Genomic DNA, 16019 nt, shown 5'->3' on the forward strand with positions numbered 1-16019 from the left:
CACTACAAGTAACCTTCCGAACGAAAACTCAATTCGTTTGATTTTCCGATGATCAGATGGTCATGCAGAGTCAGGCCAAGCGCCAGACATGCATCCTGAATCCGGTTGGTCATGTCGATATCCGACTGCGAGGGCGTCGGATCGCCCGACGGATGGTTGTGCACAAGAATCAGCGCCGAGGCATTCAGTTCCAACGCCCGTTTCGCTACCTCGCGCGGATAAACAGGCACATGATCAACTGTGCCCTTGGCTTGTTCCTCATCCGCAATCAGGACGTTTTTACGATCCAGATAGAACACCCGGAACTGCTCGGTCTCACGGTGGGCCATTGTGGTGTGACAATAGTCCAGCAACGCATCCCAGCCCGAGATCACGTGCCGTTGCATCACCCGCGCGCGGGCCATGCGATGGGCGCAAGCCTCAAGGATTTTCAGATCAGTGATGACTGTATCACCTACACCCTTGATCTGACGCAGCCGTTCTTCGGGCGCGGTCAGCACGCGGTTGAAATCCCCAAACGTATCCATCAGCGCCCGCGCCAGAGGTTTCACGTCCTGCCTGGGGATGGACCGGAACAGCACCAGTTCCAACAGCTCATAATCCGGCATTGCGGCGGACCCACCCGACATGAACCTTTCGCGCAGCCGCTTGCGATGGTCTTTTATATAGGAGGGCAATCGACCACTTGGCAGCGGCTGCGCGGGCGCTTCGTCCGTTTCAAACAGCATCGGGGCTTCGGCAAAGGCGTCCTTGGTCATGTCCCAACCCTGACGCCGAATCGGTTTCCAAACCGTTAACGCGCTTCACCTGCCATGCGCGCCGTGGCGCGGCGAATGATCATATGCAACAGGATGGAAAACACGCCCAAAGTCAGCATTGCGGCAAACATCAGATCGGTCTTGGCGCGCCCATTGGCCAGCAGCATTAGATAGCCCAAGCCTTGAGACGAGCCCACCCACTCGCCAATCACGGCCCCGATGGGCGCATAAACCGCCGCCAGCCGCATCCCCGACGCCAGCGAGGGCAATGCCGCCGGAATGCGGATATGCCACAACACTGCACGCGGGCTGGCCTGCATGGTGCGTGCAAGGTCCAGATAGCCGGGGGGCGTGCGCATCAGCCCGTCGAAAAAGGATGAGGTGATCGGGAAATAGATGATCAGCACCGCCATCGCGACCTTGGACCACAGCCCATAACCCAGCCACAGGGTCAGCAACGGGGCCAGAGCAAACACCGGCAGCGCCTGTGTGAAGACTAGCATCGGCTGCACCAACACCCGCGCTGCCCGCGAATTGGCCAATTGAAGCGCGGTGATCACGCCGAGAGCAGTGCCGAAAGCCAAGCCGATCACCACCTCAACCGCCGTGATCCATGTATGTTCGGCAATCACCCAGCGGTTCTGCCACCATGTCTCAGCCACCAGCGCAGGACCGGGCAGGATGAATTTCGGCAAACCCGTCAAGCTGACAATCGCCTGCCAAACGGCCAGCGCGAATACAGTTGCGGCAAGGGCGGACAGGATTTTCATGCCGCCTCTCTCAACAACCGCAACAACGCGCCCTGCGTCTCTAGCGTTTCCAGGTCATCCACATGGCGCGGAGCCGGGGCCGAAGGCGGCTCGCAGGGCGTCAGCCCCTGCGCGGTCATCACCATGATGGATTGACCCAGACGCGCGGCCTCGGCCGGATCGTGCGTCACCAGCAATACGGTGCGCCCCGCCAGCGACTCGGCCGCCAGATCCTGCATATCGGCGCGGGTGCGGGCGTCGAGGGCCGAGAACGGCTCATCCAACAACACGATGGGCCGGTCCTCCATCAACGTACGCGCCAAGGCCACGCGCTGACGCTGACCGCCAGACAATTCTCCGGGTTTTTTGTCCAGATGATCCTGCAATCGCATCCGCTCGATCAGACGGTCCCGGCGGGCCAGGTCGGGTTTTTCCCCGCGCAGCCGCGCGCCCAGAGACACATTCTGCGCCACCGTCGCCCAAGGCAGCAGCAGGTCGTCCTGCGCCATGTAAGCGACGCGGCTTTGCACTGGCTGCGTGTCGCTGGCAGTGATCTGCCCTTTGAAATCTGCGCCCGTCTCCAATCCAGCAATCAGGCGCAAAACGGTGGTTTTCCCCACACCCGATCCGCCCAACAAGCAGGTCCACTGCCCCGCTCCAAGGGTCAGGGCCAACGGCGCGAACAATGGCGCGCCGTCGATTGTGGCCGAGCCACTGATGGTCAGATCAGGCGCTTGGGTCACGGGGTCAGGCCCATTTGCCAGAAGTTGACCTCAAGCTCGGTCGCAGTGCGGAAGGTCTGACACAGTCGATCCCAACGCGGTGAGGCTTCGAAACCTGCCCCAATACGCCGCGTTAGAGCCTGATCCAGCAATTCTCCTACCGCTTGACATGCGCCTTGGTAGTCCTCACCGGCATAGGTGTTGATCCAATCGCGATAGGTCTCGGATGTCGCCTCAGCAGCCAGCCGCGCGCCGATCTCACCATAACCCATGACACAGGGCGCAAGGGCGGCCAGCAGGTCCAGCAGATCTCCGCTATACCCGGCCTCTAGCACGAACCGCGTATAGGCCAGATTCTCGGGCCGCTCGGGAGTCGCGAACAGCTCCTCCTGCGAAATCCCGGCCGCTTCGCAGATGCCGATATGCAGCTGCATTTCTTCGGCGACCAGAGCGTTCACGGTGCCCACAGCGGTCAACATCTCGGAATGCGTTTCCGATTTCACCACCGCCAATGCCCAGGCGCGGCTAAAATGGATCAGGAACACGTAATCCTGCCGCAGATAGTGCAGGAACGCCTCACGCGGCAGCGTGCCGTCCTTCATGCCTTCGACGAAGGCGTGGCGGGTATAATCCCGCCACGGCCCTTGCGCCGCATCACGCATCAGCGCGAAGGCTTTGCCGTAGCCGCTCATTGCGCGGTCACATCAATGGTGATGTCACTGACCGGATTGATGCTGTCGATCATGCCGCTGTCTTTCAGGAACGCCTCGAACCGTGCGTACCGACCAGCGTCAAAACCAGCCGGACGCAGGGCGAAACGGGGCAGAGTGTCGACCCATGCGCGCGCATTCAGCTCATCCTGCAGCTCGGGCGAGGTGGCCGCGAAAATCTCCCAGCTTTTTTCCGGGTTGTTGACGATATATTGCGTAGCTTTCTCGGTCGCGGCCAGAAAACGCGCGATCATGTCAGCATCCATGGTTTCGGGGTTGGCCACGTAGATCAGCTCATCATAGGGCGGTACGCCTTCTTCCTCGATGTAAAAGCAGCGGCCCGCGACACCTTCGATATCCATTTGGTTCAGTTCGAAATTGCGGAACGCACCGATCACCGCATCCACCTGCCCGGTCATCAGCGACGGCGACAGCGAGAAGTTCACGTTGATCAATTCGATATCGTCCAGCGCCACCCCATGGGCGTTCAGCATCGCGGTCAGAATGGCCTCTTCCACGCCCGCGACCGAGAAGCCGATCTTTTTACCCTTGAGGTCGGCCAAAGATTTGATCGGACCGTCTTCCAACACCAGAAGGCAGTTCAGCGGGGTCGCAACCAGCGTGCCCACGCGTTTCAGCGGCAGGCCTTCGTGGATTTGCAGGTGCAGCTGCGGCTGGTACGAAACCGCCAGTTCAGCCTGACCTGCTGCCACCAGACGCGGCGGGGCCGAGGGGTCGGCGGGCGGGACAATCTCAACCTCAAGCCCCTGCTCGGCGAAATAGCCATTTTCCTGCGCCACGATGATCGGGCCGTGATCGGGGTTGATGAACCAGTCCAGCAGGACGGTCATTTTGTCCTCGGCCCAGGCTGGCGTGGCAGCCAGCAAAGCAATAGCGGTAATCAGCTTTTTCATATCTCGCGTTTCCTTTTCGCTTACGAGGTCGAGGCCGCGACGAGGACAATCTCGCCCGGCCAATCCGGTTGAATCTGTTCGGCAGCACGCCATGCGCGCAGGCCCGTGGCGCAGCACAAGGCCAGTCTTTTGCCTTTGTTGGGGTCTATTTCCTGCAAATTTTCGGGCGAAATGCGCTGCGCATTGGGGTGGGCTGGGATGGCGGCTTCGGTTTTATCTCGCAACTCGACGATCTGGTCATCCGTGCTGAGTTGACTGGCCGAGACGAACCGAAAACAGCTATTGGGTTCGGGCGCGTTGTCGAACCGGAAGGTGCTGGTACGCAGGGTACGGGCGTCATATTGAACCATCTGCCCCAAGGGCGAGGGTGAGATCCCAAGGATCAGGTTTAGCGCTATCTGTGCCTGCATCGCGCCTATTGTCCCAACGACCGGACCCAGTACACCGGCGGTTGCGCAGCTCGCTCCGCTATCGGGCGCGTCAGGGAACACCGCGCGCAGCGAGGGTGCCCCTCCGCAGAACCCACCAACATAGCCCGATAACCCCAGTACCGAGGCGCTGATCAACGGTTTCCCCTGCGCCAGACACGTGTCCGACAGAATATAGCTGGCCGCATAGCTATCCGCACAATCTAGGATCACATCAGCCTGCGCGACCATATTGGGCGTATTTAAGTTGGTTAGAGCATTTTTCAGCGCCCCAACATCAATCTCACTATTCAAGCTCCGGCAGCGCTCAGCCGCCACATCAGCCTTGGGTCGACCACAATCCGCCTGCGTAAACAAAGTCTGGCGATGCAGGTTGGACAAATCGACTGTATCCCCGTCCATCACCGTGATCCGCCCGACACCAGCCCCAGCCAGCAAGGGTAGAACCGGCGCAGCTAACCCTCCGGCCCCTACAACAAGCACATGCGCCGCAGACAACCGCGCCTGTCCTTCTGCCCCTACCTCAGGCAGGATGGTTTGGCGGGCGTAGCGGCTCATCGCGTGACCTCGATCCATTCGCGAACGCGCGCTTCGGGGTCCGTGTTCAGGGTGATATCTGTCACGACCGAGACGATATCCGCGCCCGCCTGCAGCACACCCGGCGCACGTTCGACGCTCATCCCGCCGATCCCGACCAAAGGGATATCGCCCACCCGCGCCTTCCATTCGGTGAGGCGTTGCAAGCCCTGCTGATGCCATTTCATCTTTTTCAGAATGGTTGGATAGACTGGCCCCAGCGCCACATAATCCGGGTCCATCGCCAGAACGCGTTCCAACTCGTCGTCATCATGGGTCGATACGCCCAGCTTCAGTCCAGCCTTGCGAATGGCTTGCAGGTCGGCATCGTCCAGATCCTCCTGCCCCAAGTGAATCCAGTCACATCCGGCCTCAATCGCGGCCTGCCAATAGTCGTTCACCACCAGAACCGCACCATGCTGGCAGCACAGATCGCGTGACTGGGCAATCTGTTCACGCACCACTGCATCGGGCTGATCCTTGACGCGCAGCTGCACCAGTTTGACACCCAATGGCAGCATCCGCCGCAGCCAGTCCGAGTGATCAAAGATCGGGTAAAAGCGGTCGAGGCTCATGACAGAAACGCCTTTCCGATCACGGGGGTCGAGGGTTCAGCCATATCGCGCGCCTCAATCGGGTCGGCTTGATGGGCCAGTTGCCCGGCCTCAATCGCCTGCATCATGGCCTGCGCCATCGCCGGCGGATCACCAGCACGCGCGACAGCCGTGTTCAGCAGAACAGCGTCATAACCCAGCTCCATCGCGCGCGCGGCGTGGCTGGGCAGGCCAATGCCAGCATCAATCACCAACGGCACATCCGGGAATTCCGCCCGCATCGCCCGCAAAGCGTATTCGTTGTTCAATCCGCGCCCCGACCCGATCGGCGCGCCCCAGGGCATCAGCACCTCACACCCTGCAGCCAGCAGACGTTCACCCACGATCAGATCGTCGGTGGTGTAGGGGAAGACCTGAAACCCATCCTCGGTCAGAATGCGGGCAGCTTCGACCAGTTGGAACACATCCGGTTGCAGACTGTCCGTGTGGCCGATCAGTTCCAGCTTAATCCATTTGGTGTCGAACACCTCACGCGCCATATGGGCGGTGGTCACAGCCTCTTTGACCGTGTGGCACCCGGCGGTGTTCGGCAGGACCAACACGCCAAGATCGCGGATCATCTGCCAAAATGTTTGCCCTGCGCCGGATTCCCGTCGCAGCGACACGGTGGCCACCCCGGCCCCGCTTTCCCGAAACGCCTGCTCCAGAATGGCCGGGCTTGGATATTGCGCCGTGCCCAGCATCAAGGGGTTGGGCAAATCTGTGCCGTAAAACGTCTTCATCCTCAGCCCCCCTGCATCGGTGCGACGACCTCGACCCGGTCGCCATCTACCAGTTCGTGCGCGATGCGCAGGCTCGAAGGAACGAATTCCTCGTTCACCGCCGTTGCGACCCGGCCCGAGAATCCGCATTCAACCAACATTTCCGCCAGCGTCAGAGCCGTTATTTCTCGGGTCTCGCCATTAAGCACGATCTTCATCGACCATCTCCGAATGTTTGTTTTCAAGCGCCAGATCGGCCACACCCTGCGCCAGCGCCGGGGCCAGTAGATAGCCGTGGCGATAAAGACCGTTGGCGTAGATCGTGTCGCCCAACCGCCGAATACGCGGCAGGTTGTCGGGGAAGGCAGGACGAAGATCGACGCCAATCTCCAGCACCTCGGCCTCGCCGAAGGCCGGATTCAACGCATAAGCCGCGCTGAGCAGTTCCAGCATAGACCGCGCGGTGATGCGGCTGCTATCCTCGCTCTCGATCATCGTCGCACCCAGCATGTAGACGCCATCACCACGCGGAACGATGTAAAGTGGCATCCGGGGATGCAGTAACCGCACCGGCCGGGTCAGAGTGACCTCGGGGCAGCGGATCACCAACATCTCACCCTTCACACCTCGCAGATCATGCAAGACCTCGCGCGCGTGCAGCCCCCGGCAGTCAATCGCGTTTTCCAACCGCGAAGGCGCAAGCTTGCGGTGGAACACAACACCCTGATCCTGCAACTGGCGATACAGGTCATGCAGCGCTTGACGCGGATCAAGATGTGCCTCTTGCGCAAAGTGCAGACCCTTGGGGAAATCATGTAAATCAGGCTCTAACTCGGCGATTTTAGATTGATCGACTTCGACGAATGCTTCAGTCCTGCGCGCAAATCGTCGTAAATCAGGCAGGTCGCGCGGATTGGCCACAACCAACGTCCCACACCGCTGCACCTGAGTCCGCGCGGCCCACCAATCCAACGCGGTCTGCCCCAAACGCATCACTGGCTCTTCAGCATTTTCATACTCGCACCATGGGGCTAGCATCCCACCGGCCCACCAAGAACAACCATGTGCTCCGGGTGGCCCGCCGGGGTCAAAAACCTGCACTTGTGCCCCGCGCGAGACCAATTCACTGGCAACAGCCAAACCAGCAACGCCCGAACCTATGACCGGCCAGATCGTCACGCAGGCCAAACCTGATGGAAATGATGCACCGGCCCATGACCATGCCCAATGTTCAAACGATCTGCTTGTGCAATCGCACCCTGCAGGTATTCGTGCGCCTGCGCGACTGCGTTGGGAACTGACAACCCCTTCGCCAATCCCGCCGCAACCGAAGAAGACAATGTGCACCCGGTGCCATGCGTATTTTTGGTTTGACGGCGGGGGGCCGAGAATTCAGCGATCAAGCCCGTCCGATCTATCAAAAGATCATGACAGACGTCTCCCTTTCCATGCCCCCCCTTCATCAATACGGTCTGAGCCCCAAGGTCGCATAGCGCAAGCCCCTGTTCGATCATCTGTTCTGTAGTCTCCGCGTCCGACAAGCCCAGTAAACATGATGCCTCGGGCAAATTCGGCGTCAGTACAGAAGCACAAGGCACCAACACATCACGCAATGTCTGCACCGCGTCCTCAGCCAGCAAGTAGTCACCCGATTTGGCGATCATGACCGGGTCGAGCACAATCGGACCGCCGAACCCGGTGATACTGTCAGCCACGGTTCGGATTATTTCTGGAGTTGCCAGCATCCCGATCTTGATCGCCCCGACATCCAGATCGCTAAGCACGGCCTCAATTTGTGCTGCAATCACATCCAACGGAACACCGTGAACAGCCGTCACTGCCCGCGTGTTCTGCGCAGTGATCGCCGTGATCACGCTGGCGCCATACACTCCAAGAGCAGACATGGCCTTAAGGTCGGCTTGAATACCGGCCCCCCCTCCACTGTCCGAACCTGCTATCGTTAAGGCAATAGACGCCATATCTTTGCTCCAGATAATCTTGGGCAATCGTGGCGTAGAAAACGTCCATAATTTGGCGACCGTTCCCTCCGCCGGTATTGCCCGGATCAGGTTCGATGGGTTGACGCAATAGCACCTCTCAGCCCCTCACAAGAGGCACCCCAACGGTTGGTGCGGAACATTTCAGGCACGCGAGAAATAATCAAGAGGATTCTGCGAGGCTCTGCCTCACGTTCCGAGCTACTTGTGGCCAGATAAAGTTCGAATCCCCTGCTTCATCTGGCTATAAATATCTCGGGGGAGTCGCCCGGAACGGGCGGCGGGGGCAAAGCCCCCTACCCTGCTTTTCAGCCCTTCATTCCATCCCAGAAAGATTTGACGGATGAGAAAAAGCTTTTGGACTCTGGGTGGTTGTCTTCACCTAAGTCGTCGAACTCTTTCAACAGCTCTTTCTGGCGGCTTGTCAGGTTCACCGGCGTTTCCACCGCAAGTTCAATGAACATGTCCCCTACACCACCACCGCGCAACGCGGGCATACCTTTACCACGCAGGCGCATCTGACGGCCAGACTGGCTGCCAGCTGGAATCTGAACGCGACCACGCCCGCCATCGATGGTGGGGACTTCGATCGAACCGCCCAGCGCTGCTTTGGCCATGCTGACAGGTACGCGGCAATAGAGGTTCACGCTGTCACGTTCGAACAGTTTGTGGTCCGACACTTCGACGAAGATGTACAGATCACCCGGAGGGCCACCCCGCATTCCAGCCTCACCCTCGCCCGCTAGGCGAATGCGCGTACCGGTTTCGACACCGGCCGGAATATTGACCGACAGGGCGCGTTCTTTTTCCACGCGACCCGCACCGCCACAGGATTTACAGGGGTTCTTGATGATCTGACCCAGACCCGAACAGGTCGGACAGGTGCGTTCCACCGTGAAAAAGCCCTGCTGCGCACGGACCTTACCCATGCCCGAACAAGTGGGGCAGGTCGTGGGTTCTACACCACCTTCCGCACCCGAGCCATCACAGGCCGAGCAGGCCACAGCGGCAGGCACGTTGATGGTTTTTTGCAGACCCGAGAACGCCTCTTCCAGCGTCACGCGCAAGTTATAGCGCAAGTCCGAGCCGCGCGCCGCGCGACGTCCACCGCCTCCGCCACGTTGGCCGCCCATGAAATCGCCGAACAGATCGTCGAACACGTCGGAAAACGCGCTCGAGAAATCGCCCTGACCAAAGCCGCCGCCAGGACGGCCGCCACCGGTGCCGTTTTCAAAGGCCGCGTGGCCGAAACGGTCATAGGCTGCCTTGCGCTCGGCGTCCTTCAGGATGTCATAAGCCTCGTTCGCTTCTTTGAACTGGGCCTCAGCGTCCGGGTTGTCCTTGTTGCGGTCGGGATGCAATTCCTTGGCCTTCTTGCGAAAACCCTTCTTGATCTCATCCGCCGATGCGCCCTTGGCTACGCCGAGCACATCGTAGTAGTCGCGTTTTGACATCAGTATGTCCTTCTGCCTCAACGTAAATGGGCCGGCCCGGAGAACGGACCGGCCCGAATTGGCCCGGTGAGCCGTTAGTTACGTTTGTCGTCGTCCAGATCTTCGAACTCGGCGTCAACAATGTCATCATCGCCCGGTGCGGCATCGGCTGCGGCCGGTTCATCTTCGCCATCTTCAGCTTGCGCCTTGTAGATGGCTTCGCCCAGCTTCATCGCGGCTTCGGTGACGTTCTGAATGCCAGACTTGATCTTGTCGGCGTTTTCAGTTTCCAGCTCGTCCTTCAACGCGGCAATCGCCAGTTCGATGGCTTCGATGGTGGTCGGGTCGACCTTGTCGGCATGCTCTTCCATCGACTTTTCGGTCGAGTGGATGAGGCTTTCCGCCTGGTTCTTGGCATCGACCAGCTCGCGGCGTTCCTTGTCGGCTTCCGCGTTCTCTTCGGCGTCCTTGACCATCTTTTCGATATCGTCGTCGGACAGACCGCCCGAGGCCTGAATGGTGATCTTCTGTTCTTTGCCGGTGCCTTTGTCCTTGGCCGAAACCGAGACAATGCCGTTGGCGTCGATGTCGAAGGTCACCTCGATCTGAGGCATGCCGCGCGGTGCGGGTGGGATATCTTCGAGGTTGAACTGACCCAGGATCTTGTTGTCCGCAGCCATTTCACGCTCACCCTGGAACACGCGGATGGTTACGGCGTTCTGGTTGTCTTCGGCCGTCGAGAAGACCTGAGACTTTTTGGTCGGGATGGTCGTGTTGCGGTCGATCAGGCGGGTGAACACACCGCCCAGCGTCTCGATGCCCAGCGACAACGGGGTCACGTCCAACAGAACCACATCTTTGACGTCACCCTGCAGAACACCGGCCTGAATGGCGGCGCCCATGGCAACGACTTCGTCCGGGTTGACGCCCTTGTGGGGCTCTTTACCGAAGAACTTGGTGACCTCTTCGATCACTTTCGGCATCCGGGTCATACCGCCGACCAGAACAACCTCATCCACGTCGCCAGCCGACAGGCCCGCGTCTTTCAGAGCGGCCGCGCAGGGCTTCATCGACTTCTTGATCAGGTCGCCAACCAGCGATTCCAGCTTGGCACGGGTCAGCTTCATAACCATGTGCAGCGGCTGGCCATTGGCACTCATCGAGATAAACGGCTGGTTGATTTCGGTTTGCGAGGTCGAGGACAGCTCGATCTTGGCTTTCTCAGCGGCTTCTTTCAGACGCTGCAGGGCCATCTTGTCTTGCGACAGGTCGACACCGTGTTCCTTTTTGAACTCATCAGCCAGGTAGTTGACGATGCGCATGTCAAAGTCTTCACCACCCAGGAAGGTGTCGCCGTTGGTCGATTTGACCTCGAACAGACCATCATCGATTTCCAGGATGGTCACGTCGAAGGTACCGCCACCAAGGTCGTAGACCGCGATGGTTTGGGTTTCTTCTTTGTCCAGACCATAGGCCAGAGCAGCAGCTGTCGGTTCGTTGATGATCCGCAACACTTCCAGACCGGCGATTTTACCGGCGTCTTTGGTGGCCTGACGCTGAGCGTCGTTGAAATAGGCGGGAACAGTGATGACCGCTTGCGTAACTTCCTCACCCAGATAGCTTTCTGCGGTTTCCTTCATCTTGCCCAGAGTGAAGGCCGAGATCTGGCTTGGGGAGTACTTTTCACCGCGGGCTTCGACCCACGCGTCGCCGTTACCGCCATTCACGATGGCATACGGCACCATTTTCTTATCTTTTTCGACTTCGGCATCATCCACACGACGACCGATCAGACGCTTGACGCCAAAGATCGTGTTGTCGGGGTTGGTGACCGCCTGACGTTTTGCAGGCTGACCGACCAGTCGCTCATCTTCGGTGAAGGCGACGATCGAGGGCGTGGTCCGCGCCCCTTCGGCGTTTTCGATGACCTTCGGCTGCGAGCCGTCCATGATAGCCACGCACGAGTTGGTGGTTCCCAGGTCAATCCCGATTACTTTACTCATATGTTCGATCCCTTTCTATTTAAGGCGATGTCCCGAGGCCGGGACCCGTTATGGCATCCCTGCCTCGATCTCAATTGCGCAATGGCCCTACACCATCACGCGTCCCGGCGTATATAAGGGCGAGACCAAAAGCCTGCAAGCGGTGTAAATCGCAGGTTTTCGGGAATCTGTGGCCTTTTTTGCAAGGTTTTGGCAAGGATTGGGGAATCTTGGATGGCACGGCTGCTTTTGCGCGATTTCGATATACGAAAAGCTTATCTGGACGGGCACGCTCAGGCGCAACTGGTCGATATGCTGCGGCCGATTCTGAAATCTGCACCATTGTTTCGACCAACTACGGCTTCGGGCAAGGAAATGTCAGTCCGCATGACATCCGCCGGATCTTTGGGATGGGTATCAGATAAAGCGGGATATCGGTATCAGGATCTGCACCCTAAAGGAATGTCATGGCCTGCTATCCCCGATCCCATCCTTGATATCTGGCGGGACCTCGCATCATCCGAACGCGATCCCGATTGCTGCCTGATCAACTACTACGGCGAAGGAACGCGCATGGGGCTTCATCAGGACAAGGACGAGGCGGATTTTTCATGGCCCGTTCTGTCTGTCTCACTGGGTGATGACGCGCTGTTTCGCATCGGCAATACCACCCGCGGCGGCAAGACCGAGTCGATCTGGCTGAACTCGGGTGATGTCGTAATCATGGGCGGACCTGCTCGCCTGGCCTATCATGGCATAGACCGAATTAGGTTCGGTTCATCCCGGTTGCTGCCCAAAGGGGGGCGGATCAATCTGACCTTGCGTGTCGCACGTTAACTGCGGGCACCCCAGCTTTGCGAGATATGCTGGCGTGTAAAGAAAATGCCCAGCAGCCCGATCAGCAGCAAGACAAGACCGACCCACAGCGGGTACTCCCAACTTGTGTTGCGCGGAAAGTAGTTGCGAAACACAAACCCGCGGCACTGGTCAATAACATGAAACAGCGGGTTCCAGATGAACATCAATAAAGTAAACCCTCCCAAACTGTTTGCTACAAACATCTTGCCCGAGAAAATCATGTTCATACGCCGGTACACGGTCGAGGAAATGGACACAAAAGTTGGCAGCCAAGGCTTCAGCGCCATGAATACAACGCCTACAGCGCATCCCGTGAACCATGCCAAAACCAGCATGTAGAACGCACCACCCGGATCTTGCACCTCAAGCGGTTCGATCGCGACATGGTATACAAACAGGATCACCAGGATCGAAACGAGCTGAGTATATAATGTCCCAAAGGCCGCTGCCAAAAGCGATACCATCATGTTCATCGGAGAATGCAACATCATCGGATTGTTGCCCGTTGAAACCCCAGACACACCGCTTACAGATTTCACATGGGTCAGAAACAGAAATACCCCGGACAGCAAAAACAGGATCGGGTTACCGCGAATCTTCGCAACACCTGTGATTTTACCAACCAAGGTCATGATCAGATAGAACACCGTGACCAGCGCAAGAATTTGCACAATGTTCATAATCACGGCCAGTACAGCATTCGACCGTTGCGAGCGGATGCTGCGCACAACCGCATGATAGATCAGCTCAAGTGTGGTAAAGGCACCGCCCACCAGCGATTTATTTCGCTCAAAATAAAACACGTACGCACTCTTTCCCGCTGAATCGCCTGCAATTTGCCACGAATTTCTTGCCGTTCCGTAACCGGCGCATCATAAGGCCGTTAGGATTTTCGATCAACAAATCACTGGAACGGAGCATTGTTGTGACCTACGACGCCCTCATCCCTGTCATTCGACGCCTCGCCTTGGAAGCTGGCGACAAGATCATGGAGATTTATGAGGCAGATGATTTCGACGTCAAAGTCAAATCCGATGCCAGCCCCGTGACCGAAGCGGATGAGGCTGCAGACGCTCTGATTTCGGCCGGGTTGCGCGCTGCGTTTCCCGATATTCTGCTGGTGACCGAGGAACAGGCCGCCTCGCATTCGGAAAAGGGTGACACGTTCCTGATCGTGGACCCCTTGGACGGGACCAAGGAATTCATCAACCGGCGCGGCGATTTCACGGTGAATATCGCGTTGGTGGAAAACGGTGTGCCGACCCGTGGCGTGGTCTATGCCCCAGCCAAAGGCCGCATGTTCTATACCCAAGCCGATGGCCAATCGGTCGAGGAAACCGGCGCGCTGGACAAGGCGCAAGCTGGGGATTTGACGCCGATTTCAGTCTCTAATCCGGACAATTCCGCACTTTTGATCGTTGCGTCGAAATCGCACCGCGATCAGGCGACCGAGGATTACATCAACAAATATCAGGTCAAAGACAGCAAAAGTGCCGGTTCGTCGCTGAAGTTCTGCCTGGTCGCCACGGGCGAAGCGGATCTCTACCCCCGCGTGGGCCGCACGATGGAATGGGACACCGCCGCAGGTCACGCCGTTCTGGCAGGCGCAGGCGGTCAGGTGGTTCGGTTCGACGATCATTCCCCCCTGACCTACGGCAAGGACGGCTATGCAAACCCGTTCTTCATCGCCTACGCTCCGGGTGTTGAATTGAAGGAGGCCTGATGTCCGTTCTCATCGCCATTCCCGCCCGCTATGCCTCGACCCGCTATCCGGGCAAACCTCTGGTGCCGCTGACCGGGGCAAGCGGCAAGGCGATGACGCTGATTGAACGGTCGTGGCGCGCAGCCTGTTCGGTGTCGGGCGTCGACAAGGTGGTTGTCGCCACCGACGATGACCGTATCCGCGAGGCAGCGGAAGGCTTCGGGGCCGAGGTCGTCATGACCTCGGACACTTGCCAGAACGGAACCGAGCGTTGTGCCGAAACCCACGCCAATCTGGGCGCAGGCTATGACATCGTGGTCAACCTGCAGGGCGACGCACCCCTGACGCCGCATTGGTTTGTCGAGGACCTGATCGCGGGCCTGCGCGCCGCACCCGACGCCGGGGTTGCCACGCCAGTGCTGCGTTGCGACGGGGACGCGCTCAACAGCCTGCTGAACGACCGCAAACACGGGCGGGTCGGTGGCACCACCGCCGTTTTCACCGCCGATCACAGCGCGCTCTATTTCTCGAAAGAGGTGGTGCCCTATACCGCGCAGACCTATGCGGGCCCGGACGACACCCCGGTGTTTCACCATGTGGGCGTCTATGCTTATCGCCCCGACGCGCTGGCCGCTTATCCCACTTGGCCCGTAGGCCCGCTGGAGCAGCTGGAGGGGCTGGAACAGCTGCGCTTCATGGAAAACGGCCGCAAAGTTCTGTGCGTCGAGGTTGAGGCCAAAGGCCGCCAGTTCTGGGAGCTGAACAACCCACAGGACGTGCCCAAGCTGGAACAGATGATGGCCGAGATGGGCCTGGATTGAATAAAACTGACGCTGGCGTGTTTATCCAACAGGAACTAAACACGCCCGGTTTCGAAAACTGGATACTGAATTGACGCATATTCTTGTCACCGGCGGGGCCGGATATATTGGATCGCATGCCTGCAAGGCGCTGGCGCAGGCAGGCTATACACCTGTGACCTATGACAACCTGATCACCGGCTGGCAGGACGCGGTGAAATTCGGCCCGTTCGAACAGGGCGACCTGCTAGACCGCGCCCGGTTGGATGAGGTTTTTGCCAAGTACCAACCCGCCGCCGTGATGCATTTCGCCGCCCTCAGCCAGGTGGGTGAGGCGATGTCCGAGCCTGGTAAATACTGGACCAACAACGTCACCGGCTCGCTAAACCTGATCGAAGCCACGGTCGCCGGGGGTTGCCGGAACTTTGTGCTCTCATCGACCTGCGCGACCTACGGCGAGCATGACAATGTGGTGCTGGATGAAGACACCGCGCAATTGCCGCTGAACGCTTATGGGGCCTCAAAACGCGCGATCGAGGATATTCTGAGGGATTTCGAAGCAGCGCATGGACTGAACCACGTGATTTTCCGCTATTTCAACGTGGCGGGCGCAGACCCCGAGGGCGAAGTGGGCGAATTCCACCGCCCTGAGACTCACCTGATCCCTTTGATGCTGGATGCCATTGACGGCAAGCGCGACGGGCTGACTGTGTTCGGCACCGATTATGATACGCCCGACGGGACATGTATCCGCGACTATGTGCATGTTTGCGATCTGGTGGATGCCCATGTGCTGGGGCTGAATTGGCTGGAACAGGGCAAGGGCAGCCGGGTGTTCAATCTGGGCACCGGCTCGGGCTTTTCGGTGATGGAGGTGATCGGCCATTCCAAAGCCGTCACCAACCGCGAGGTGCCCTATTCAATCGGCCCACGCCGGGCTGGAGACTGCACCAAACTGGTTTCAGGGTCCGTCCGGGCCGGGGAGGAACTGGGTTGGTCGCCGGAAAGATCAACGTTAGAGACTATGATTGGCGACGCCTGGCGTTGGCACCAGAACGGCAATTACGAGAAATGA

General features: G+C 58.9%; 18 protein-coding genes and 1 riboswitch. Of the genes, 4 read left to right on the forward strand and 14 right to left on the reverse strand.

Features of this window, described 5'->3' with window-relative positions; all coding sequences use genetic code 11:
• Window positions 1-2 precede the first annotated feature (2 nt).
• The 13 genes from radC to dnaK all read right to left on the reverse strand — a co-directional run bounded on the left by radC (window position 3) and on the right by dnaK (window position 11605).
• A complete protein-coding gene (gene radC / locus ACR0DX_RS14250) occupies window positions 3-758 on the reverse strand; it encodes a RadC family protein (RefSeq protein WP_170355664.1) in 756 nt (251 codons plus the stop codon).
• A 35-nt stretch (window positions 759-793) separates the two neighbouring features.
• Complete coding sequence (locus ACR0DX_RS14255; protein ID WP_170355663.1) at window positions 794-1528, reverse strand: ABC transporter permease; 735 nt, start codon at window positions 1526-1528, stop codon at window positions 794-796.
• Window positions 1525-2250, reverse strand: a complete 726-nt coding sequence (locus ACR0DX_RS14260) for an ABC transporter ATP-binding protein (RefSeq protein ID WP_170527658.1) — start codon at window positions 2248-2250, stop codon at window positions 1525-1527. Before ACR0DX_RS14260 ends, ACR0DX_RS14255 begins: the two co-directional genes overlap by 4 nt.
• A complete protein-coding gene (gene tenA, locus ACR0DX_RS14265; protein ID WP_480846498.1) occupies window positions 2247-2921 on the reverse strand; it encodes a thiaminase II in 675 nt (224 codons plus the stop codon). Before tenA ends, ACR0DX_RS14260 begins: the two co-directional genes overlap by 4 nt.
• Complete coding sequence (locus tag ACR0DX_RS14270) at window positions 2918-3853, reverse strand: ABC transporter substrate-binding protein (protein ID WP_170724647.1); 936 nt, start codon at window positions 3851-3853, stop codon at window positions 2918-2920. Before ACR0DX_RS14270 ends, tenA begins: the two co-directional genes overlap by 4 nt.
• A gap of 20 nt (window positions 3854-3873) precedes the next feature.
• The gene (locus tag ACR0DX_RS14275; RefSeq protein WP_480846500.1) at window positions 3874-4839 is read right to left on the reverse strand and encodes a ThiF family adenylyltransferase; all 966 of its coding nucleotides are present in this window, start codon (window positions 4837-4839) and stop codon (window positions 3874-3876) included.
• Entirely contained in the window at window positions 4836-5432 is a 597-nt protein-coding gene (locus tag ACR0DX_RS14280) for a thiamine phosphate synthase (protein ID WP_170355658.1), read from the reverse strand. Before ACR0DX_RS14280 ends, ACR0DX_RS14275 begins: the two co-directional genes overlap by 4 nt.
• Complete coding sequence (locus tag ACR0DX_RS14285; RefSeq protein ID WP_170355657.1) at window positions 5429-6193, reverse strand: thiazole synthase; 765 nt, start codon at window positions 6191-6193, stop codon at window positions 5429-5431. Before ACR0DX_RS14285 ends, ACR0DX_RS14280 begins: the two co-directional genes overlap by 4 nt.
• A gap of 2 nt (window positions 6194-6195) precedes the next feature.
• Entirely contained in the window at window positions 6196-6390 is a 195-nt protein-coding gene (gene thiS / locus ACR0DX_RS14290) for a sulfur carrier protein ThiS (protein ID WP_170355656.1), read from the reverse strand.
• Entirely contained in the window at window positions 6374-7351 is a 978-nt protein-coding gene (locus ACR0DX_RS14295) for an FAD-dependent oxidoreductase (protein WP_170355655.1), read from the reverse strand. Before ACR0DX_RS14295 ends, thiS begins: the two co-directional genes overlap by 17 nt.
• Window positions 7348-8151: a bifunctional hydroxymethylpyrimidine kinase/phosphomethylpyrimidine kinase gene (thiD, locus tag ACR0DX_RS14300; RefSeq protein ID WP_170355654.1), complete on the reverse strand. Its 804-nt coding sequence runs from the start codon at window positions 8149-8151 to the stop codon at window positions 7348-7350. The genes ACR0DX_RS14295 and thiD overlap by 4 nt, the downstream gene beginning before the upstream one ends.
• 46 nt (window positions 8152-8197) lie before the next feature.
• Window positions 8198-8304: riboswitch (TPP riboswitch) on the reverse strand.
• A gap of 173 nt (window positions 8305-8477) precedes the next feature.
• Entirely contained in the window at window positions 8478-9623 is a 1146-nt protein-coding gene (dnaJ, locus tag ACR0DX_RS14305) for a molecular chaperone DnaJ (protein WP_170355653.1), read from the reverse strand.
• A gap of 74 nt (window positions 9624-9697) precedes the next feature.
• Window positions 9698-11605, reverse strand: coding sequence for a molecular chaperone DnaK (gene dnaK, locus ACR0DX_RS14310; RefSeq protein ID WP_170355652.1), 1908 nt, complete (start codon window positions 11603-11605; stop codon window positions 9698-9700).
• 213 nt (window positions 11606-11818) lie between these two features.
• Between dnaK and ACR0DX_RS14315 the strand changes: the two genes are divergently transcribed.
• Window positions 11819-12421: an alpha-ketoglutarate-dependent dioxygenase AlkB family protein gene (locus tag ACR0DX_RS14315; protein ID WP_170355651.1), complete on the forward strand. Its 603-nt coding sequence runs from the start codon at window positions 11819-11821 to the stop codon at window positions 12419-12421.
• On the opposite strand, the gene ACR0DX_RS14320 is transcribed toward ACR0DX_RS14315, so the two are convergent.
• The gene (locus ACR0DX_RS14320) at window positions 12418-13245 is read right to left on the reverse strand and encodes an ABC-2 transporter permease (protein WP_170355650.1); all 828 of its coding nucleotides are present in this window, start codon (window positions 13243-13245) and stop codon (window positions 12418-12420) included. The genes ACR0DX_RS14315 and ACR0DX_RS14320 overlap by 4 nt on opposite strands.
• Window positions 13246-13367: 122 nt before the next feature.
• Here ACR0DX_RS14320 and cysQ point away from each other — a divergent pair, with 122 nt between their 5' ends.
• The 3 genes from cysQ to galE all read left to right on the forward strand — a co-directional run bounded on the left by cysQ (window position 13368) and on the right by galE (window position 16019).
• Window positions 13368-14165: a 3'(2'),5'-bisphosphate nucleotidase CysQ gene (gene cysQ / locus ACR0DX_RS14325; RefSeq protein ID WP_170355649.1), complete on the forward strand. Its 798-nt coding sequence runs from the start codon at window positions 13368-13370 to the stop codon at window positions 14163-14165.
• Window positions 14165-14965: a 3-deoxy-manno-octulosonate cytidylyltransferase family protein gene (locus ACR0DX_RS14330; RefSeq protein ID WP_170355648.1), complete on the forward strand. Its 801-nt coding sequence runs from the start codon at window positions 14165-14167 to the stop codon at window positions 14963-14965. The genes cysQ and ACR0DX_RS14330 overlap by 1 nt, the downstream gene beginning before the upstream one ends.
• A gap of 70 nt (window positions 14966-15035) precedes the next feature.
• Window positions 15036-16019: a UDP-glucose 4-epimerase GalE gene (gene galE / locus ACR0DX_RS14335; RefSeq protein WP_480846505.1), complete on the forward strand. Its 984-nt coding sequence runs from the start codon at window positions 15036-15038 to the stop codon at window positions 16017-16019.

The organism is Ruegeria sp. D3, from assembly GCF_056534465.1.